At 74.5% G+C, this 18088-nt stretch carries 20 protein-coding genes; 10 read left to right on the top strand and 10 right to left on the bottom strand.

Features of this window, described 5'->3' with window-relative positions:
• Positions 1 to 101: 101 nt before the first annotated feature.
• Positions 102 to 869, bottom strand: coding sequence for a hypothetical protein (locus tag ACI79Q_RS16755; RefSeq protein WP_456591310.1), 768 nt, complete (start codon positions 867 to 869; stop codon positions 102 to 104).
• Positions 866 to 1795, bottom strand: coding sequence for an ABC transporter ATP-binding protein (locus tag ACI79Q_RS16750; protein ID WP_456591309.1), 930 nt, complete (start codon positions 1793 to 1795; stop codon positions 866 to 868). Before ACI79Q_RS16750 ends, ACI79Q_RS16755 begins: the two co-directional genes overlap by 4 nt.
• A gap of 138 nt (positions 1796 to 1933) precedes the next feature.
• Between ACI79Q_RS16750 and ACI79Q_RS16745 the strand changes: the two genes are divergently transcribed.
• Genes ACI79Q_RS16745 through ACI79Q_RS16735 form a run of 3 tightly spaced genes read left to right on the top strand, consistent with a single transcriptional unit; the run spans position 1934 to position 3909 of the window.
• A complete protein-coding gene (locus ACI79Q_RS16745; protein ID WP_456615060.1) occupies positions 1934 to 2950 on the top strand; it encodes a sensor histidine kinase in 1017 nt (338 codons plus the stop codon).
• Positions 2951 to 2998: 48 nt separating this feature from the next.
• Positions 2999 to 3226, top strand: coding sequence for a hypothetical protein (locus ACI79Q_RS16740; RefSeq protein WP_456615059.1), 228 nt, complete (start codon positions 2999 to 3001; stop codon positions 3224 to 3226).
• A 5-nt stretch (positions 3227 to 3231) separates the two neighbouring features.
• A complete protein-coding gene (locus ACI79Q_RS16735) occupies positions 3232 to 3909 on the top strand; it encodes a response regulator (protein ID WP_456600088.1) in 678 nt (225 codons plus the stop codon).
• A 19-nt stretch (positions 3910 to 3928) separates the two neighbouring features.
• On the opposite strand, the gene ACI79Q_RS16730 is transcribed toward ACI79Q_RS16735, so the two are convergent.
• Positions 3929 to 4099, bottom strand: coding sequence for a hypothetical protein (locus tag ACI79Q_RS16730; protein WP_456615058.1), 171 nt, complete (start codon positions 4097 to 4099; stop codon positions 3929 to 3931).
• 30 nt (positions 4100 to 4129) lie between these two features.
• Here ACI79Q_RS16730 and ACI79Q_RS16725 point away from each other — a divergent pair, with 30 nt between their 5' ends.
• Together ACI79Q_RS16725 and ACI79Q_RS16720 are read left to right on the top strand one after the other, a co-directional pair.
• Positions 4130 to 4447, top strand: coding sequence for a hypothetical protein (locus tag ACI79Q_RS16725; RefSeq protein WP_456615057.1), 318 nt, complete (start codon positions 4130 to 4132; stop codon positions 4445 to 4447).
• A 77-nt stretch (positions 4448 to 4524) separates the two neighbouring features.
• Positions 4525 to 4719, top strand: coding sequence for a hypothetical protein (locus ACI79Q_RS16720; RefSeq protein WP_456595678.1), 195 nt, complete (start codon positions 4525 to 4527; stop codon positions 4717 to 4719).
• A 39-nt stretch (positions 4720 to 4758) separates the two neighbouring features.
• Here ACI79Q_RS16720 and ACI79Q_RS16715 read toward each other — a convergent pair whose 3' ends face one another.
• Entirely contained in the window at positions 4759 to 5355 is a 597-nt protein-coding gene (locus ACI79Q_RS16715; RefSeq protein WP_456590843.1) for an antibiotic biosynthesis monooxygenase, read from the bottom strand.
• A gap of 120 nt (positions 5356 to 5475) precedes the next feature.
• Here ACI79Q_RS16715 and ACI79Q_RS16710 point away from each other — a divergent pair, with 120 nt between their 5' ends.
• Positions 5476 to 6180 carry a M50 family metallopeptidase gene (locus ACI79Q_RS16710; protein WP_456615056.1) on the top strand — a complete coding sequence of 235 codons (705 nt, stop codon included), beginning with the start codon at positions 5476 to 5478 and terminating at the stop codon, positions 6178 to 6180.
• A 161-nt stretch (positions 6181 to 6341) separates the two neighbouring features.
• Here the strand turns inward: ACI79Q_RS16710 and ACI79Q_RS16705 are convergent, their stop codons facing one another.
• Together ACI79Q_RS16705 and ACI79Q_RS16700 are read right to left on the bottom strand one after the other, a co-directional pair.
• Positions 6342 to 8702, bottom strand: coding sequence for a glycoside hydrolase family 65 protein (locus tag ACI79Q_RS16705; RefSeq protein WP_456600084.1), 2361 nt, complete (start codon positions 8700 to 8702; stop codon positions 6342 to 6344).
• Positions 8699 to 9442 carry a beta-phosphoglucomutase family hydrolase gene (locus ACI79Q_RS16700; RefSeq protein ID WP_456590840.1) on the bottom strand — a complete coding sequence of 248 codons (744 nt, stop codon included), beginning with the start codon at positions 9440 to 9442 and terminating at the stop codon, positions 8699 to 8701. The genes ACI79Q_RS16705 and ACI79Q_RS16700 overlap by 4 nt, the downstream gene beginning before the upstream one ends.
• A gap of 168 nt (positions 9443 to 9610) precedes the next feature.
• On the opposite strand from ACI79Q_RS16700, the gene ACI79Q_RS16695 reads away from it, so the two are divergent.
• Together ACI79Q_RS16695 and ACI79Q_RS16690 are read left to right on the top strand one after the other, a co-directional pair.
• Positions 9611 to 10156 carry a YbhB/YbcL family Raf kinase inhibitor-like protein gene (locus tag ACI79Q_RS16695; RefSeq protein WP_456590839.1) on the top strand — a complete coding sequence of 182 codons (546 nt, stop codon included), beginning with the start codon at positions 9611 to 9613 and terminating at the stop codon, positions 10154 to 10156.
• 96 nt (positions 10157 to 10252) lie between these two features.
• Complete coding sequence (locus ACI79Q_RS16690; RefSeq protein WP_456615055.1) at positions 10253 to 11182, top strand: serine hydrolase; 930 nt, start codon at positions 10253 to 10255, stop codon at positions 11180 to 11182.
• Positions 11183 to 11191: 9 nt separating this feature from the next.
• Here the strand turns inward: ACI79Q_RS16690 and ACI79Q_RS16685 are convergent, their stop codons facing one another.
• Positions 11192 to 12001 carry a GNAT family N-acetyltransferase gene (locus tag ACI79Q_RS16685; RefSeq protein ID WP_456590837.1) on the bottom strand — a complete coding sequence of 270 codons (810 nt, stop codon included), beginning with the start codon at positions 11999 to 12001 and terminating at the stop codon, positions 11192 to 11194.
• 113 nt (positions 12002 to 12114) lie between these two features.
• On the opposite strand from ACI79Q_RS16685, the gene coaA reads away from it, so the two are divergent.
• Both coaA and ACI79Q_RS16675 read left to right on the top strand, forming a co-directional pair.
• Positions 12115 to 13077 (top strand): type I pantothenate kinase, encoded by a 963-nt coding sequence (coaA, locus tag ACI79Q_RS16680; protein WP_456590836.1) that lies wholly within the window; start codon positions 12115 to 12117, stop codon positions 13075 to 13077.
• 203 nt (positions 13078 to 13280) lie between these two features.
• The gene (locus ACI79Q_RS16675) at positions 13281 to 13484 is read left to right on the top strand and encodes a DUF5999 family protein (protein ID WP_456590835.1); all 204 of its coding nucleotides are present in this window, start codon (positions 13281 to 13283) and stop codon (positions 13482 to 13484) included.
• 68 nt (positions 13485 to 13552) lie between these two features.
• On the opposite strand, the gene gcvP is transcribed toward ACI79Q_RS16675, so the two are convergent.
• The 3 genes from gcvP to ACI79Q_RS16660 all read right to left on the bottom strand — a co-directional run bounded on the left by gcvP (position 13553) and on the right by ACI79Q_RS16660 (position 18006).
• Positions 13553 to 16573 (bottom strand): aminomethyl-transferring glycine dehydrogenase, encoded by a 3021-nt coding sequence (gcvP, locus tag ACI79Q_RS16670; RefSeq protein ID WP_456590834.1) that lies wholly within the window; start codon positions 16571 to 16573, stop codon positions 13553 to 13555.
• A gap of 116 nt (positions 16574 to 16689) precedes the next feature.
• Positions 16690 to 17265 (bottom strand): MerR family transcriptional regulator, encoded by a 576-nt coding sequence (locus tag ACI79Q_RS16665; RefSeq protein ID WP_456590833.1) that lies wholly within the window; start codon positions 17263 to 17265, stop codon positions 16690 to 16692.
• Between the two features lie 249 nt (positions 17266 to 17514).
• Positions 17515 to 18006 carry a bifunctional nuclease family protein gene (locus tag ACI79Q_RS16660; protein WP_456590832.1) on the bottom strand — a complete coding sequence of 164 codons (492 nt, stop codon included), beginning with the start codon at positions 18004 to 18006 and terminating at the stop codon, positions 17515 to 17517.
• Between the last annotated feature and the right edge of the window lie 82 nt (positions 18007 to 18088).

Below are 18088 nucleotides of genomic sequence, written 5' to 3'. Positions count from 1 at the left end.
CCCCCCCCCCCCCCCCCCCCCCCCCCCCCCCCCCCCCCCCCCCCCCCCCCCCCCCCCCCCCCCCCCCCCCCCCCCCCCCCCCCCCCCCCCCCCCCGCCGCGTCAGGCGATCTCGCTGCGCTGCACTCGGACCCAGCCGGCCACCAGGGGCGCGAACAACCACAGCGCCGTCGACGTGCCGACCTGCAACCACCCCTGACCGTCGAGCTCGCCGAGGTACATCGGGCCGGTGGTCGTCGTCAGGTCCAGCCAGTCGCGCACCCAGTCCAGCGCCGCGACAGTGCTCACCAGCACGGTGAACGCGGTCGGGAGGGCGAAGTACAGGACGATCGCCAGCGGCGAGCTCAGCAGCAGCAGGCCGAAGGCGACGCCGACGAGGACGTTGAGCACCTGCACGAGCAGCACCTGGACGACCTGGTCGACGTCGACCGACCACGAGGTCGGGTCGTCGGTCAGCACCGGGGTGAGGGCTGCCGCGAGGGCCGCGGCCGCCGCGCTGGCCAGGACGCCGAGCACGCCCAGGAGCACCGCCGCCCCGAGCTTGGCGACGATCACGCGGGAGCGCTGCGGCACGAGGGCGAAGGTGGTCAGGGCCGTGCGCTGCGACCACTCACTGGTGACCAGCAGGATGCCGACCACCGGCAGCAGCAGCGCCACCGGCAGCTGGGCGGCACCCAGGTACTCGGCGAACGTCTTCTCCGGCGCCTCCCCGAAGAACAGGATGAGGCCGGGGACGACGAGGGCGAGCAGCGCCACGACCAGGAGCAGCCACGCGCCGGCGCGGGTGTCGCGAGCCTTGCGCAGCTCGACGGCGACGAGCGTGGGCAGCGAGGGGGGCGGCACCTCGACGACGGGGAGGGTCGCGGTCACGAGCGGGCCTCCTGCACCGGAGCATCGGTCGGGACGGCGGCTCCGCCGTCGCCCGCGTGGGTGAGCGAGCGGAAGAGCTCCTCCAACCCCGCGCCCGAGGCGGCCCGCAGCTCCAGGAGGGGAATGCCGGCCCGGGCTGCCGCGATCCCCACTGCCTCCGCGTCGGCGCCGGCCAGCAGGGCGCCGTCATCATCCGTCTCGACCCGGACCCCGGCCGTGGTCAGCGCTCGCTGCAGCGCCTCGCGCTCACGGGCCCGGACGACGGTGCCCGCGCCGGCCAGCAGCTGCTCCTTCGCGCCCGCAGCGACGAGCCGGCCGCCGGCGATGACGACCAACCGGTCGGCGACGGCCTCCACCTCGCGCAGCAGGTGCGAGGACAGCAGCACCGTGCCGCCGCGGTCGGCGAACCCGCGCAGCAGGCCGCGCATCCAGAAGATGCCCTCCGGGTCCAGCCCGTTGGCCGGCTCGTCGAGCACGAGCACCCGCGGGTCACCCAGCAGGGCTGCGGCTATCCCCAGACGCTGCCGCATGCCGAGGGAGTACTTGCCCACCCGCTTGCCTGCCGCCGGGCCCGCCAGCCCCACCAGCTCCAGCACCTCGGCGACCCGGGTGCGCGGGACGCCGAGGACCATGGCCGAGAGGGTGAGCACCTCGTGGCCCGTCCGCCCGGAGTGCTGTGCCCCGGCGTCGAGCAGCACACCGACCTGCCGTCCGGCGTTGGGCAGGTCGCGGTAGCGACGGCCGGCGATCGTGGCCGAACCGGCGGTCGGCTCGGCCAACCCGCACAGCGCCCGCAGCGTGGTGCTCTTGCCGGCCCCGTTCGGCCCGAGGAAGCCGGTCACGGTTCCGGGCGGGCAGCTGAAGGACACGTCGGAGACGGCCAGCTGCGTGCCGTACCTCCGGGTCAGGTTCTCGATCTCGATCACGCGCTCACCCTCGCGCGCCGGGCCCTGCGGCCACATCGGCCACGGGTCGGGAACCGGCCGACTTCCGTCGCCCCTCGGCGGGGGTGACACCGACCTTCGTCGGTGCCACGAGGCGCTCCCCGCCCGTAGCCTGACCCGGTGAGCACGGCGATCGGGCAGGCACGGAGCGGACCCGCGGGCGTGGACCACCCGTCGTTCGTCCCGGCTCGGCTGCTCGCCGACTCCCTCTCCCCCGACGCGGGTCCGGAGCGTCCGCGTGGCCGGGTGCGCCGCTCGCTGCGGGACTGGGTCGTCGACCTCTCGCTCTTCGTGCTGTCGGTGGGCCTGGGGTTGGTCTTCGTCGGCGAGGCCCTGAGCCGCCCGTCACCACCGCCGGACCGGCTGCTGCTCGCCGACCTGGTAGCCGGATCGCTCGGCTGCGCCCTCCTCTGGGGCCGTCGCCGGTGGCCCGTGGCGGTCGCACTCGTGCTGGCGCTCCTCGGGACGTTCTCCGACATGGCCGGGGTCGCGATCCTCATCTCCTTGTTCACGGTGGCCGTGCACCGTGCCTGGCCGAGCGTGCTCGGGGTCGCGGCGGTGAACCTCGCGTCGCTCGCCGTCTACGTACGGCTCCGCCCGGATCCCGACCTCTCCCCGCTGGTGCTCGCCGGTCTCGTCGTCGTGGCCACCGCCGCGGTGGTGGCCTGGGGCATGTTCGTGCGGGCGCGGCGCCAGCTCGTGGTGTCGCTGCGCGACCGTGCCGTCCGCGCCGAGACCGAGCAGCGGCTGCGCGTCGAGCAGGCGCAGCAGCTGGAGCGCACCCGCATCGCCCGCGAGATGCACGACGTCCTGGCCCACCGGCTCTCGCTGCTGAGCATGCACGCCGGCGCTCTGGAGTTCCGGCCCGATGCGCCACCGGCTGACGTCGCCGCGGCGGCCGGGGTCGTCCGGGCCAGCGCCCGCCAGGCACTGGAGGACCTGCGGGAGGTGATCGGGGTGCTGCGGGAGTCGGCCGAGCCGGGCGCCGTGGAGCGGCCTCAGCCGACGCTGGGCGACCTGCCGGCCCTGCTCGAGGAGTGTCGGCAGGCGGGTCTGCGGGTGCGGGCCCGCTACCGCCTCCCGGACCCGGCGAGCGTTCCGGCGTCGGCGGGGCGCGCGGCCTACCGCGTGGTGTAGGAGGCGCTGACCAACGTCCGCAAGCACGCGCCCGGCACCATCGCCGACGTGCTGGTCGAGGGAGCCGAGGGCTCAGGGCTCGCCGTCGAGGTGCGCAACCCGCCGTCGATCGGCGGCGACGCGCCCGCACCGCTGCCGGGCAGCGGGACCGGCCTGGTGGGCCTGCTCGAGCGGGTCAGCCTGGCCGGGGGCACGCTCGAGCACGGCTGGAGCGCCGACGGGCAGTTCCGCCTGCGCGCCTGGCTGCCCTGGGCCCCGCCGGCCGGGTCCGCGTGACGGGGGTGGCCGGAGCCGCGGGGGCCGACGTCCGGGTCCTGGTCGTCGACGACGACCCGCTGGTGCGCGCCGCGCTGGCGATGGTCCTCGGCGGCGCACCGGGCCTGACGCTGGTCGGTGAGGCGGCCGACGGCGACGAGGTGCCGGCAGCGGTGACGTCGGGGGCGCCCGACGTGGTGCTCATGGACATCCGGATGCCACGCGTCGACGGGCTGGCCGCCACGGAGCAATTGCAGCTGCGCACCGACCGGCCGCAGGTGATCGTGCTGACCACCTTCGACGCCGACGACCACGTGCTGCGTGCGCTGCGGGCCGGGGCCAGCGGCTTCCTGCTCAAGGACACACCCCCGGCGGCGATCGTCGACGCCGTCCGCCGGGTCGCCGACGGTGAGCCGATGCTCTCCCCCACCGTCACGCGGCAGCTGATGGCGCACGTCGCTGCGGCGGTGGCGCCCCCCGACGTGGCCGGCGAGCGCGCCCGTGCGCTGCTGACCGCGCTGAGCGAGCGCGAGCACGAGGTCGCCCTCGCGGTCGGGCGAGGGCTCTCCAACGCCGACATCGCTGCGGAGCTCTACATGAGCGTGGCGACGGTCAAGGCGCACGTCTCCCGGCTGCTGACCAAGCTGGAGGTGGCCAACCGGGTCCAGGTCGCGCTCGTGGTGCATGACGCCGGGCTGCTCTGAGCGCCGTCACCGGCGACGATCAGCCCACTGCCCGCTCGACGAGCGCGGTGATCTCCGCCTCGGCGGCCTCGTCCAGCTCCGTCAGCGCCCAGGAGGTCGCCCACATGCCGCCGTCGTCGAGCGTCGCGGTGTCGTTGAAGCCGAACACCGAGTACCGGATCCGTCCATCTGCCCGCTGCGGAAGAAGCACACCACCTTCCCGCCCCGGGCGTACGCGGGCATGCCGTACCAGAGCTTGGCCGCCAGCTCCGGCGCGGCCACGGTGACGACGGCGTGCACCCGCTCGGCGAGCGCGCGGTGGGGTGCGGGCATCTCGGCGATCTTGTCCAGCACGTCCTGCGCCTCGGCGGCCGCCTTCCCTGCACCGCGACCGCGCCGTCCGGCGGTCTCCATCTCTGCCGCGCGCTGCTTGATCGCCTCGCGCTCCTCCGTGGACAGCCTGGCCATGGCCGGCTCCCTCCCCATCATCGGGGCGGGCGACCTGCCCGCCCCGATGACGCTGGTGACGACACCGCGGCCCGGGCTTCTCGATTCCTGACGGTCAGGGGCCGGGTTCTCCGGGGCCCCACCGGGGTAGGCGTCCGTGGACCGTGCACCCGACCCCTGGAGGATGCCGTGACCGAGGGACGACCCGACACCGACGAGAGGCGCGAGCCGGGTGGCACGCCTTCCTCCGGCCCGCACGACCTGACCCGGCGGCCGCTCACGCCCGGGACGGGTGACGGGGGCGGAGCGCAGGCGATCCCCGGCGCCTACGAGGCCGACGAGGCGGAGCAGGAACGCGGCAAGGCGGTCAAGCCGGGCAATTGACCTCGGCGGTCCCGGCGCCGGCGCATGCGGTGCCGGCTCCTAGCGCTCCCGCCAGCGACGGCCCTGCAGCCACCACTGCAGCCGGGCGGTGATCCAGGGCAGCAGCAGGTAGGTCATGACCGGCGTCAGCGCGAGGGTCACGGCAAGCACGCGCAGCACCACGTGGACCTCCGCCAGCGCCGCTCCCAGCGTCACGGTGGCCAGCAGGTTCACCGGGAAGAAGACCAGCCAGATGGTCACCGCCTGCTTCCACCGCGGTGGAGCAGCCGGCGCGGGTGCAGGGCGCACCTCCTCCGCGACCGGTGAGTCGAACCAGCCCTCGATGCCGGTGCGCCGCTCGGTGCGGGTGACCTCGGCCAGCCCCTGCGCGGACCGCAACCACCACTGGCGTTCCGAGGAAGCCTCCCAGGCGGCCAACGTGGCCTGGTCGGCGAACCTCACGAGCATGTGCCACTCGTCGGCGTCCCGCCGGGAGCGGACCCAGCCGCCACCGAGGAAGCCGGAGAAGCCCTCCGCCATGCTGAGACCGGCACGGATCCACGCCGTCATCTCGCGCGCGTGCGCCGGGTCGGCGCGCCGCGTGAAGGACACCGTGACCGGGAGGTCGTCCCGCGTGACGGTGCTGGTCGTCGTCATGCCACCAGCATCGCTCGCGACGCGGGCCGGCGGGAGCCCCGCAGCGGTGTGAGCCCTGCCTCGGACGACACCCCGGCCACTCCCCCGTCACGGCCAGGTCGGTGGGGTTGACTGCCGTCCGTGGAGGTCCTCGCCCGCTTCTGGAGCCGTGTGACGGCGACGGTGCCGGACCAATCGACGACGGTGCTGGTCGCCACGGCCGCGATCGCTGCGCTGCTCGTCCTCTCCCCCGCGCTGTGGCGGCCCGCCCGCAACGTGGTGACGATCGCCCACGAGGGGGCCCACGGGCTCGTGGCGCTCGCGGCCGGGCGGCGGCTGGCCGGCATCCGGCTGCACTCGGACACCTCGGGCCTGACCGTCTCCGCGGGTCGGCCGACGGGCCTGGGCATGGTGCTCACCTGCGCGGCCGGCTACACCGGGCCGGCGCTGTTCGGGCTCGGCGCCACGGCGCTGCTCTCCGCCGGGCACGCCATCGGACTGCTCTGGGCGCTCCTCGTGCTGCTCGCGCTCCTGCTGGTGCAGATCCGCAACTGGTTCGGGCTGTGGTCCGTGCTCGCCACCGGTGCGGTGGTCTTCGGCGCGACCTGGTGGCTGCCGCCGGCGGGTCAGGCGGGGTTCGCGGCGGTCGCCACGTGGTTCCTCCTGCTGGCCGCGCCCCGCGCCGTGCTCGAACTCCAGCGCGCCCGGCGCCGTCGAGGTGCACGGGACTCCGACGCCGACCAGCTGGCCCGGCTGACCCCGTTCCCCGCGATCGTCTGGGTGGGCGTCTTCCTGTTCGTCGATGTTGGAGCGCTCGTTCTGGGCGCGAGGTGGTTGCTCGTCTGAACCACGGCGACAGCTGATCTGTTGTTGGGGATAACGGGAGTGCGTCGCCGTCGCGCCGAGCGCGACGCCACCAGGGGCCCTGGGAGGCGCCCCGGACCGCACTCGGCTGCGGCTGCGGTGACAGAGCTCGCGAGCACCGACCCGCGGCCGGCGGGAGGGGCTCAGCCGCGGGCGCGGCGGCGTGGCTCGCAGCCCGGCGGCTGGTGCACCGGGGCGACCGCAGGGGCGGGCGGAACCTCGAGCACGACGTCGTCGTGGTCGACGCGGACCTGCCGCCCGTGGTGCCTGATGTCCAGCGGGTCCCCGTCGACCAGCCGGTAGGTGGCCCGCTCGCGTTCCACCGTGACGGTGAGCTTGCGTCCGCGGTAGACCACGCGGAACCGCAGCCGGCTGATCCGCTCCGGCAGCCGTGGCGCGAAGGACAGCTGACCGCCGTGATCACGCAGTCCGCCGAACCCGGCGACGGCGACGGTCCACCCTCCGGCCAGCGAGGCGATGTGCAGCCCGTGGCCGGAGTTGTGGTGCAGGTTCTGGATGTCGGTGAGCGCCGCCTCGGCCCAGTACTGGTGGGCGAGGTCGAGGTGGCCGGTCTCGGCGGCGACGACGGCCTGCTGGGTGGCCGACAACGACGAGTCGCGGGTGGTGCGCGCTTCGTAGTAGGCGAAGTCGGCGATCTTCTCCTCGAGGGTGAACGCGTCCCCCCGCAGGTGCAGGGCCATCACCAGGTCGGCCTGCTTGACCACCTGCTTCCGGTACAGCTCGAAGTAGGGGTAGTGCAGCAGCAGCGGGTAGTGCTCCCGCGGCGTCGCCTCGAAGTTCCACTCCTCGTGGTGGGTGAACCCGTCGGACTGCATGTGGACGCCGCGCTGGGTGTCGTAGGGCACCGCCATCAACGACGCCGCCCGCAGCCACTCCGCCACCTCGTCCTCCGTCACCGAGAGCCGGCCGGCCACCGCCGACTGACGGCGCACCGCGGCGGCGGCCTCACGCAGGTTCCGCTGCGCCATGAGGTTCGTGTAGACGTTGTTGTCCACGACGGCGGTGTACTCGTCGGGCCCGGTCACCCCGTCGATCCGGAAACCGTGCTCGGGGTCGAAGTGCCCCAGCGACGCCCAGAGCCGGGCGGTCTCGACGAGCAGCTCCGTGCCGTAGTCCCGGTCGAAGGCGTCGTCGAGGGTGGCGTCGTAGTAGCGGACGACGGCGTCGGCGATGTCGGCGTTGATGTGGAAGGCGGCGGTGCCGGCCGGCCAGTAGCCCGACGTCTCCTCGCCCCTGATCGTCCGCCATGGGAACGCGGCACCGCGCAGACCGAGCACCCGGGCCCGCTCCCGGGCGAGGCCCAGCGTGGTGTGCCGCCAGATGAGCGCGTCCCGGGCAGCGTGCGGTGCGGTGTAGGTGAGCACCGGCAGGACGTAGGTCTCGGTGTCCCAGAACGTGTGCCCGTCGTAGCCCGGACCGGTCAGCCCCTTGGCCGGGATGGCCTGCCGCTCGCCGCGCAGCCCGGCCTGCAGGACGTGGAACATGCCCACCCGCACGGCCTGCTGCAGCTCGTCGTCCCCCTCGATCTCGACATCGGCCTCGTCCCAGTGCTGGGCCAGCAGTTCGCGCTGTTCCCGCAGCAGGCGCTCGAAGCCGGCCAGCTTCGCCGTCGCGAGCGCGGCCTCCACCTGGTCGCGCAGCGCTGCGCTGGAGCGGCGCGACGACCAGCCGTAGGCGAGGAACTTGACCAGCTTCAGCGACCCGCCGGGCGGGATGCGGGCGGCCAGGGTGTAGCGGGCGAGGTCCCCGGCGGCCTCGATGTCCTCGGTGCAGCTGTCGGGGACCTCGATGACGTGGTCCATGCCGGCGGCCATGCGCAGCCGGCTGCGGCGGGTGCGGTGCACGAGCACGGCGCGGCGGCCGCGACCGGCGGCGAGCTCGCACTCCAGCGGGTGGGCGAGGGCGGCGGCGGCGCGCGGATCGCGGTCGCCGTCGGGGGCGCCGTCATCGTTGGCCAGCAGGTCGGACTGCAGCGCGACGTAGAGGTCCCCGAGGTCGTCGGTGACCTCCACCTGGTACTCGATCGCGGCGATCGAGCGCCGGGCCAGGGAGACCAGGCGGGTGCTGGTGACGCGCACGGTCCGGCCGCTGGGCGAACGCCACTCGGTCGACCGCCGGAGCACCCCGGCGCGCAGGTCGAGGGTGCGCCGGTGGTCGATGACCTCGCCGTAGGTCAGGTCCAGTGGCGAGTCCCTCACCAGGAGCCGGATCAGCTTGCCGTCGGTCACGTTGACCACGGTCTGCCCCATCTCCGGGAAGCCGTAGCCGGCCTCGGCGTAGGGCAGCGGCCGCTCCTCGAAGAAGCCGTTGAGGTAGGTGCCCGGGACGACGACCGGCTCCCCCTCCTCCAGCGACCCGCGCATCCCGAGGTGACCGTTCGCCAGGGCGAACACCGACTCGTGCACGCCGAGGCTGTCGCGGTCCAGCCCGACCTCGGTGAGCGCCCAGGGTTCGACCGGGAAGACCGCCCGCCCCTCGGTCACGGCTTCTCCAGCAGCTCGACGAGGTCGGCCACGACCACGTCGGCGCCGGCGTCCCGGAGACCGTCGGCGTGCCCGACCCGGTCGACACCGACGACGTGGGCGAACCCGCCCGCCCGGCCGGCGGCCACCCCCGCCAGGGCGTCCTCGAAGACGACGGCCTCCTGCGGCGGCACGCCCAGGGCGTGGGCGCCGGCGAGGAAGGTGTCCGGGGCGGGCTTGCCCGCCAGCCCCCGCTCCCGAGCGACGACGCCGTCGATGCGGGCGTCGATCAGGTCGGCGAACCCGCCGGCGGCCACCACCTGCTCGCCGTTGGCCGAGGCGGTGACCACCGCGGTGGCCAGGCCCGCCTCCTTCACCGCGCGCAGGTACCGCACCGATCCCTCGTAGACCTCGACACCGTGCTCGGCCAACTCCGCCAGGACCAGCTCGTTCTTGCGCCCGGCCACCCCCTGCACGGTCGCCGCGTCCAGGGGGTCTCCCCGCTCGCCCTCCGGCAGCACGATGCCGCGGCTGGCGAGGAAGTCGCGGACTCCGTCGGCCCGGGGCTTTCCGTCGACGTACCGGTTGTAGTCGTCCTGCGTGAACTCCGGGGCCGCGGGGTCGCGCGACCGCAGGAAGTCGTCGAAGGTCCGCTTCCAGGCCGCCATGTGCACCGTCGCGGTCCGGGTGAGGACCCCGTCGAGGTCGAACAGGCAGGCCCGGACGCCGTTCGGGAGACCGACCGATCGGGAGGTGAACACGCCGGCGACGCTACCGGCGACCGGGGACGCGCACGTGTCGGGACGGCGACGGCTGCGTGCCGGCACCGGTCCGACGGGCGCCGTGAGGCGTCGCTGCCTAGGGTCCGACGGGGGGACGCTCCGGCGGACCCGCCAGCCGTCGTACCGCTACCGAGGGAGAGGACCACCATGGCCGACCGGCCCACCCCGCCCAACCCCTACGACTTCCTGCCGCGGGTACCGGGCTTCACCGTGACCAGCAGCGACGTGTCCGACGGGCAGACGATGCCGATGCCCCACGTCAGCGGAGTCATGGGTGCCGGCGGCGAGGACCGCTCCCCGCAGCTGTCCTGGTCGGGCTTTCCCGACGGCACCCGCAGCTTCGCCGTCACGGTCTTCGACCCCGACGCCCCGACGGCCAGCGGCTTCTGGCACTGGGCGGTGGCGAACATCCCGGCGTCGGTGACCGAGCTGCCCTCGGGCGCCGGTGACAAGGACGCCCCGCAGCTCCCCGACGGCGCGGTGCAGCTGCGCAACGACGGCGGCTTCGCCGGGTACGTCGGTGCGGCTCCCCCGGCCGGGCACGGGCCGCACCGCTACTTCGTGGTGGTGCACGCCGTCGACACCGACCGGCTCGACGTCGACGCGAGCACCACGCCGGCGGTACTCGGGTTCAACCTCTTCTTCCACACGCTGGCGCGGGCCACCCTGGTCGTCACCTACGAGCAGGCCTGACCGGTCCGCAGCCGGGCACCTCCGCGCTGCGACGACCCACCGACCAGATGTGATCCAACGTTGAACCGATCCTCGCGCGGTGGGTACCGCGCGGGCATGGCGACGACGTCCTGCGGTCCCCCGGGCGCGACCGGCCCGGCGCGCGAGCCCCACCGGTACCGCGCCGGGCGGCTGGTCACCTCGCTCCCGGCGCTGCTGGTCGCCGTGCTCGTGGCCGCCGTGCTCGCCCCGGCCCCCGCCGGGGCTCGGGGTCCGTCACCGGAGGAGGTCGTCTCCGCCGTGGTGGACGCCTACGAGGTGGCCGGGACGCTCGCCGTGGCGGTGGCCCGGCAACCGGAGCTACCGGGCGACCACTCCCCCCGGTCGGCCGAGGCGGCCGCGGCGCGGATGGCCGCCTACCGCGCGGACAACGGGGAGGCGGCGCAGCGCCCGATCCCCGGGGCGTCGATGGTGAAGCTCTTCATGGCCGCGGACATCCTGCACCGCGCACGGGCGGGTCGCCTCGCGCTGGACCGCGAGGACTTCGCCCTGCTGCAGGCCATGATCCGGCGGTCCGACGATCCCGCCGCCTCGCAGCTGTGGGTGCGGTACGGCGGGCCACGGATGGTGGTCGACGTCGCCGAGCGGTACGGGCTCTCGAGCACCCGTCCGCCGGCCGAGGCCGGGCAGTGGGGCCGGACGCTGACCAGCGCCCGGGACCTGGCCCGGTTCCTGACGCTGCTCCCCGCGCTCGCACACCCCGCGGACGCGTCGGCGCTGTTGGCGTGGATGCGGCTGGCGACACCCACGGCGGCCGACGGCTTCGACCAGGAGTTCGGCGTCTTCGGGGCCGTTCCCGGGCGCCCCGCGGTCAAGCAGGGCTGGATGTGCTGCGTCGACGGCAACCGCCACCTGCACTCGGTCGGGGTGATCGGGCGCAGGGTGGTGGTCCTGCTCAGCGAGGTCCCGGCGTCGGTGGGCTACGACGAGGCCCGCGCCGCCCTGGACGCCGCGGCGGCCGAGCTGCCCTCGGCCCGGGACTCCTGACCTCCGGGCTCAGTCCTGCGGGAGCTCGGCCACGGCCGTGGTCGCGACCCGGGCGAACCCGATGCGCTCGTACACCCGCGCCACGTCGTCGTCACCGGCAGCCAGGAAGACCAGGTCGGCGGTCTCCCGGGCGTGCGCGGCCAGCGCCGAGGCGACGCCGGCGCCCAGCCCGCGGCCGCGCAGCCGCGGCAGCGTCGCGACCCCGACGATCTCGCTGACCTCGGTGCCGTCGACGTCGACGGGCTGGTGGGAGCCGACCGCGACCGGCTGGCCGTGCTCGATGGCGACCATCATCACCGTCCGGCCGTCGGCGATCCGCTCGCGCAGGACGGCGGTCCGCCGCTGCGCCTCCGCCGACGACTCCAGTGGGACCTCGTGCACGTCGGCGGCACCGCCGGGGTGGGCGAACGCCAGCGCGGCGACGTGCTGGTAGTGCGGCAGCTCCGGGTCGTCGGCGCCGACCAGGAAGAGCCGGACCCCGGCCGGGAGGACGACGTCGACGGGGTCGGCGGCCACGAGCAGCGGAAGCTCCTCGACGGTCATCCCGACGGCTCGGACGGCGACCCCCACCTCCGGCGAGCACTCCAGGATCCACTCCAGCGCCGCCGGCACCCCCGCGGCCTGCTGCAGCGCGATCGCGGCGCGCACGTCCTCGGCGGTCACCTCGTCGCCGCCGCGGCGCGGGCGGGCCGGATAGGGCCAGGCGGGATCGGCGAGCGGGACGTCCAGCGCCCCGGCGGCCTCGATCCGCGCGTCCGGCTGGGGCGCGGCGGCGAAGTAGCGCTCGATGCACTCGAGCGTTCCCGGACGGGTCGGCACGCCAGAACACTAGACCCGCCCCGGCCCGGCGGGCCCCCGCCCACCCGCCGGCCGCTGCCGGCCACCCCCCCGGGTGACCCCGCGCGCACGCCACCGGCGGGGTGGACGGCACGATGGGGCGCGTGACGGCTGGCACTCGAGGCTCCATCTCGCCCTATGCGGCGTTCGACCGCGACTCGTGGCGAGCGCTCGCGGCGGGCACGAGCCTGCCGTTGGACGCGGCGGAGCTGGAGGACCTGGCCTCGCTGGGTGACCGCATCGACCTGGACGAGGTGGCCACCGTCTACCTGCCGCTGGCCCGGCTGCTGAGCCTGCACGTGACGGCCAGCCGTCGGCTGTGGGCCGCGCAGAGCGAGTTCCTGGGCGACACCACCGCCAAGGTGCCGTTCGTCATCGCCGTCGCCGGCAGCGTCGCCGTCGGCAAGAGCACCACGGCCCGGCTGCTGCAGACGCTGCTCGCGGCCACGCCGGGCGCCCCCCGGGTCGACCTGGTGACGACCGACGGATTCCTCCTCCCCAACGCCGTCCTGGAGGAGCGCGGCCTGCTCGGCCGGAAGGGGTTCCCGGAGAGCTACGACCGCCGGGCACTGCTGCGTTTCCTGGCCGACGTGAAGTCCGGCCGCGAGGAGGTGTTCGCGCCGGTGTACGACCACCAGTCCTACGACATCGTGCCCGGACGGGTGCAGGCGGTCGACCGACCGGACATCCTCGTGCTCGAGGGGCTCAACGTGCTGCAGGCCGGACGCCGCACGGACGGTTCCGCGCCCGACATCTTCCTCTCGGACTTCTTCGACTTCTCCGTCTACGTCGACGCCGCCGAGGCCGACATCCAGCGCTGGTACGTCGAGCGGTTCCTGGCGTTGCGCCGGACGGCGTTCCAGGACGCCACGGCCTACTTCCACCGCTTCGCGGCGCTGACCGACGACCAGGCGCGGGAGACGGCGCTGGGCATCTGGTCGGCGGTGAACGGGCCGAACCTGCGGGACAACATCGCACCCACCCGGTCCCGCGCCCGCCTGGTGCTGCAGAAGTCCGCCGACCACTCGGTCCGCAGGGTCCTGCTGCGCAAGCTCTGACCACGCGACACGCCGCCGGCACCGGCGCGCCCACCCGAGCCCGGCAACCGCCAGGGCAGGACCTGACGACCCCGACGAGTGAGACTGTGACCCGCCTCACGTGACCTGGGGGCACCGACGTGCCGACACTGTTGATGTCCGGTGATCGGACAAGTACAGCCAGTGACTGCCGGTGTTCCCCGGCGAAACGGATGTGAGCTCCCATGTGCACCCACCGCACCCCGTGCCCCGAGCCCGCCAGCGAGGCCCGCGACCTCGCCGCCGTGGTGCGCAGCCGCCCCGAGCAGGGGTGGCGGCTGCTCTGCAACGGCGTCGTCCTGTTCGACGACGACGGTGAGCTGCTGCCCGACGGCCAGGCCGTTCCCGACCACCACGTCTGGCTGGCGCCGGAGCCCGTCGGCGCGTAGCCGCCGCCCGCCTCGCGCCCCGCGGCGTCGCCCGAGCCCCCCGTCGATCCGGCGGGGGGCTCGGGGCCTCAGCGGGCGGCGCCCACGACGTCGGCGGTGGTTCCCAGGTCGTCGGGCGCCCCCTGTGCCCGGTCGGGCACTGCGCCGGGCACCTCCTGCGGCTCCGGCTCGGCGAACGCCTCCGGCGGCGGGCAGGAGCAGACCAGGTTCCGGTCACCGTAGGCCTGGTCGATGCGGCGCACGGGGCTGAGGTAGCCGCGACCCCGCAGCGCCGGCACGGGGAACACCGCCTCGCTGCGCGGGTAGGGCCGGCCCCACTCCCCCGCCACCATCGACAAGGTGTGCGGGGCGTTGCGCAGCGGGTTGTCCTCCCGGTCGTACTCGCCGGTGGCCACCTTCTCGATCTCCCCGCGGATGTGCACCATCGCGTCGACGAACCGGTCCAGCTCGGCCTTGTCCTCGCTCTCGGTCGGCTCCACCATGAGCGTCCCGGCGACCGGGAAGCTCATCGTCGGGGCGTGGAAGCCGAAGTCGATGAGCCGCTTGGCGATGTCGTCGTTGGTGACGCCGGAGGCCTTCGTCAGCGGGCGGATGTCGAGGATGCACTCGTGGGCCACGAGCCCGTTCGTCCCGGTGTAGAGCACCGGGTAGTGCTCGCGCAGCCGGGTGGCCACGTAGTTGGCCGCGAGGATCGCGTGCTGGGTGGCCCGGGTCAGGCCGTCGGGTCCCATCAACCGCATGTAGGCCCAGGAGATCGGCAGGATGTCCGCCGAGCCCCAGGGGGCGGCGGAGACGACCGGACCGGAGGTGCCGGTGTCCACGACCGGATGCCCGGGCAGGAACGGCACCAGGTGCTCGCGCACGGCGACCGGGCCGACGCCGGGGCCGCCGCCGCCGTGCGGGATGCAGAAGGTCTTGTGCAGGTTCAGGTGGCTGACGTCGGAGCCGAACCGGCCGGGCCGCGCGAGCCCCACCATGGCGTTGAGGTTGGCCCCGTCGACGTAGACCTGCCCGCCGGCGTCGTGCACGGCGGCGCAGATCTCCTGGATGTCGGTCTCGAAGACGCCGTGGGTCGACGGGTAGGTGATCATGATCGCGGCCAGCCTGTCGGCGTGCTGGTCGACCTTGGCGCGCAGGTCGGCGAGGTCGACGTTGCCCGCCTCGTCGCAGGCCACCACGACCACCCGCATGCCCGCCATCACCGCGCTCGCGGCGTTCGTGCCGTGCGCCGAGCTGGGGATCAGGCAGACGTCGCGCAGCTCCTCGCCCCGGCTGCGGTGGTAGCCGCGGATGGCCAGCAGCCCGGCGAACTCCCCCTGCGACCCGGCGTTGGGCTGCACGCTCACCGCGGCGTAGCCGGTGACCTCGGCCAGGCCGGCGCACAGCTCCTCGATCAGCCGGGCGTAGCCGCGGGCCTGGTCGGCGGGCGCGAACGGGTGCAGGTTCGCGAACTCCGGCCAGGTGATCGCGGCCATCTCGGTGGCCGCGTTGAGCTTCATCGTGCACGAGCCCAGCGGGATCATCGTGCGGTCCAGCGCCAGGTCCTTGTCGCTCAGCGAGCGCAGGTAGCGCAGCATCGCGGTCTCCGAGCGGTGCGCGGCGAAGACCGGATGGGTGAGGAAGGGCGTCCGGCGACGCAGCTCCGGCGGCAGCGCATCGGCCCCGTCGTCGGCCAGGGCCGCGTCGTCCGCGGCCACGCCGAACGCCGCGGCGACGTCCCGGAGGACCGCCGGCGTCGTCGTCTCGTCACAGGCGACGGCGACGGTGTCGGCGTCGACCTGGCGCAGGTTGATCCGGCGCTGCGCGGCGGCGGCGACCACCTCCGCCGCCCGTCCGGGCACGGAGACGCAGACGGTGTCGAAGAAGCGCTCGTGCACCAGCCGCAGGCCGCCGGCGGTCAGCCAGCCGGCCAGCGCGGTCGCGCTGCGGTGCACCCGCGCCGCGATCGCCGTCAGGCCCTCGGGGCCGTGGTAGACGGCGTACGCGCCGGCCATCACGGCCAGCAGCACCTGGGCGGTGCAGATGTTGCTGGTGGCCTTCTCCCGGCGGATGTGCTGCTCGCGGGTCTGCAGGGCCAGGCGGTAGGCGACGTCGCCGTCGGCGTCCACGGAGACGCCCACCAGTCGGCCGGGCAGCTGCCGCGCCAGGCCTTCGCGCACGGAGAGGTAGCCGGCGTGCGGCCCGCCGAAGCCCATGGGGACGCCGAAGCGCTGGGTCGTGCCGCAGGCGACGTCGGCGCCCCACTCCCCCGGCGCCTCCAGCAGCGTGAGCGCGAGCAGGTCCGCGGCGACGACCACCGAGGCCCCCGCCTCGTGCGCGGCCGCGGCGAGCGCCCGGTGGTCGCGGACCGCGCCGCTGGCACCCGGGTAGGACAGCAGCACGCCGAACGCCCCCGCCTCGGGGAGGTCCGTGGGCCAGCCGTCCGACAGGTCGGCGACGTGCAGGCGGATGCCGAGCGGCTCGGCGCGGGTCTGCAGCACGCCGAGGGTCTGCGGCAGCGTGTCGGCGTCGACGACGAAGACCGCGTCCGCCGTGGCGCGGCCGGCGCGCCGCACCAGCGTCATCGCCTCGGCGGCGGCCGTCGCCTCGTCCAGCATCGAGGCACCGGCGACCGGCAGGCCGGTCAGGTCGGCGACGGTGGTCTGGAAGTTGATCAGGGCCTCGAGCCGCCCCTGGCTGATCTCGGGCTGGTACGGCGTGTAGGCGGTGTACCAGGCCGGGTTCTCCAGCACCGTCCGCTGGATCACCGGCGGGGTGACGGTGCCGGAGTAACCGAGGCCGATCATCGAGGTGAAGACCTCGTTGGCCGCGGCGCGCTCGCGCAGCAGCCCGAGGACGGCGGCCTCACTCTCCGCGGGCGGCAGGTCGAGCGGCGCCCGGTCGCGCACGCCCTCGGGGATGCAGGCGTCGACCAGCGACTCCAGCGACGGGTGCCCGACGACCTCGAGCATCGCCGCGGTGTCGCCGGGGCGTGGCCCGATGTGGCGGCCGGTGAAGGAGCCGGCGGGGTCGAGGGCGTTCAGCGAGGGCAGCGGCCCGGCGAACGGTGCGGAGGTCTTCCCGGTGGACGCGGCGGCGCGGTCGGTCACTGCTCGGACGGTACCAGCGGGCCGTCCCCGCGATCGGGTGCGCGCCGGGCCCGAGCGGGCGACCCGGGCAGCAGAGAGCCCCGCCCACGACCGCGGACGGGGCTCGTCGCGTTGGACTACGCCGTCGCGGCGCGGCGCCGGCGGCGCATGGAGAGCTCGTCGTCGGACGGGACGACCTGGCCACCGTCGATCCGCTCGGCCGGCAGCTCCGCCAGCTCACCGGAGAGCTCCCGCAGCGCGCCGGAGACCGCGATCCCGAAGACGCCCTGACCGCCGGCCAGCAGGTCGACGACCTCCTCCGCGGAGGTGCACTCGTACACCGTCGCCCCGTCGGAGAAGAGCGTGACGTTCGCCAGCTCCTTCACCCCGCGCTGGCGCAGGTGGTCGACGGCCTTGCGGATGTTCTGCAGCGAGACGCCGGTGTCCAGCAGCCGCTTGACGACCTTGAGCACCAGGATGTCGCGGAAGGAGTACAGCCGCTGGGTACCCGACCCGGTGGCGCTGCGGACCGACGGGGACACCAGGCCGGTACGCGCCCAGTAGTCCAGCTGGCGGTAGGTGATGCCGGCAGCGGCGCAGGCGGTCGGACCGCGGTAACCGACCAGGTCGGTGTCGACCTGGTCGTACTGCGGCGCCCCGACGGCGGCGTCGCTGAACAGCTGACCCTGCGAGCCGTTGCCCTGGTCGCTCACGTCCAGCGTCCTCCTCTGTCCCGCCACCGGAGCGGCAGGTCGACGGCTCCACACCCCCGGACCTCAGGTGTCACACCGTTGTTGTTCGCTGACGGTAAGCCGGGCCCGGAGGCCGGTCAACTGAGCGGGGCGGCGTGTCGTCACACCAGCACCATTTCGGGTGATGGTCGGGCACGGGCCTGCCGATAGGACCTGGAGGCCCACCTGACGCCCGCCCGGGCGCATGCGCTCCGGGCCGGCGTCGACCGGCTAGGCCGACCCGCCGCCGGAGCCAGAGCCGGCACCGAAGTCCTCCGGCGAGATCTGGTCGAGGAACTCGCGGAACTTCTCGACCTCGTCCTCCTGCTCGTCGGGGATCTCGATGCCCACCTCGTCCAGCAGGTCCTCGGCCCCGAAGATCGGCGCCCCGGTGCGGACGGCGAGCGCCACGGCGTCCGAGGGGCGGGCGCTGACCACCCGGTCGTCACCGAAGACCAGCTCGGCGATGTAGATGCCGTCGCGCATCTCGGTGATGTTGACCGCCTCCAGCTCCGCGCCGAGGGTGCGCACCACCTCCCGGAGCAGGTCGTGCGTCATGGGCCGGGCGGGACGCACGCCCTGCTGCTCGAACGCGATCGCCGCCGCCTCGACGGCGCCGATCCAGATCGGCAGGTAGCGCTCGCCCTGCGTCTCCTTCAGCAGCAGGATCGGCTGGTTGCCGGGCAGTTCGACGCGGACACCGACGACTCGAAGCTCCTGCACGGTGGCTGCTCCCTCGGCTGCGGCCCGCGGTCGGGCGGGCGGATCGGACAGGCGGCCGGCGACTGCCGGGACATCGGTCGGG

This window comes from Blastococcus sp. SYSU DS0828 (genome assembly GCF_054050975.1).
Note: the sequence above shows the minus strand (reverse complement) of the source record. Positions and strands in the feature narration are given on the sequence as shown.

What these genes read in the sequence shown, in the direction of transcription:
- ACI79Q_RS16725 (WP_456615057.1), top strand. Translation starts at nt 4,130, where the DNA reads ATGCCGTACCAGAGCTTGGCCGCCAGCTCCGGCGCGGCCACGGTGACG.
- ACI79Q_RS16715 (WP_456590843.1), bottom strand. Translation starts at nt 5,355, where the DNA reads ATGACGACGACCAGCACCGTCACGCGGGACGACCTCCCGGTCACGGTG.
- ACI79Q_RS16695 (WP_456590839.1), top strand. Translation starts at nt 9,611, where the DNA reads ATGGCCGACCGGCCCACCCCGCCCAACCCCTACGACTTCCTGCCGCGG.
- ACI79Q_RS16690 (WP_456615055.1), top strand. Translation starts at nt 10,253, where the DNA reads ATGGCGACGACGTCCTGCGGTCCCCCGGGCGCGACCGGCCCGGCGCGC.
- coaA (WP_456590836.1), top strand. Translation starts at nt 12,115, where the DNA reads ATGGGGCGCGTGACGGCTGGCACTCGAGGCTCCATCTCGCCCTATGCG.
- ACI79Q_RS16675 (WP_456590835.1), top strand. Translation starts at nt 13,281, where the DNA reads ATGTGCACCCACCGCACCCCGTGCCCCGAGCCCGCCAGCGAGGCCCGC.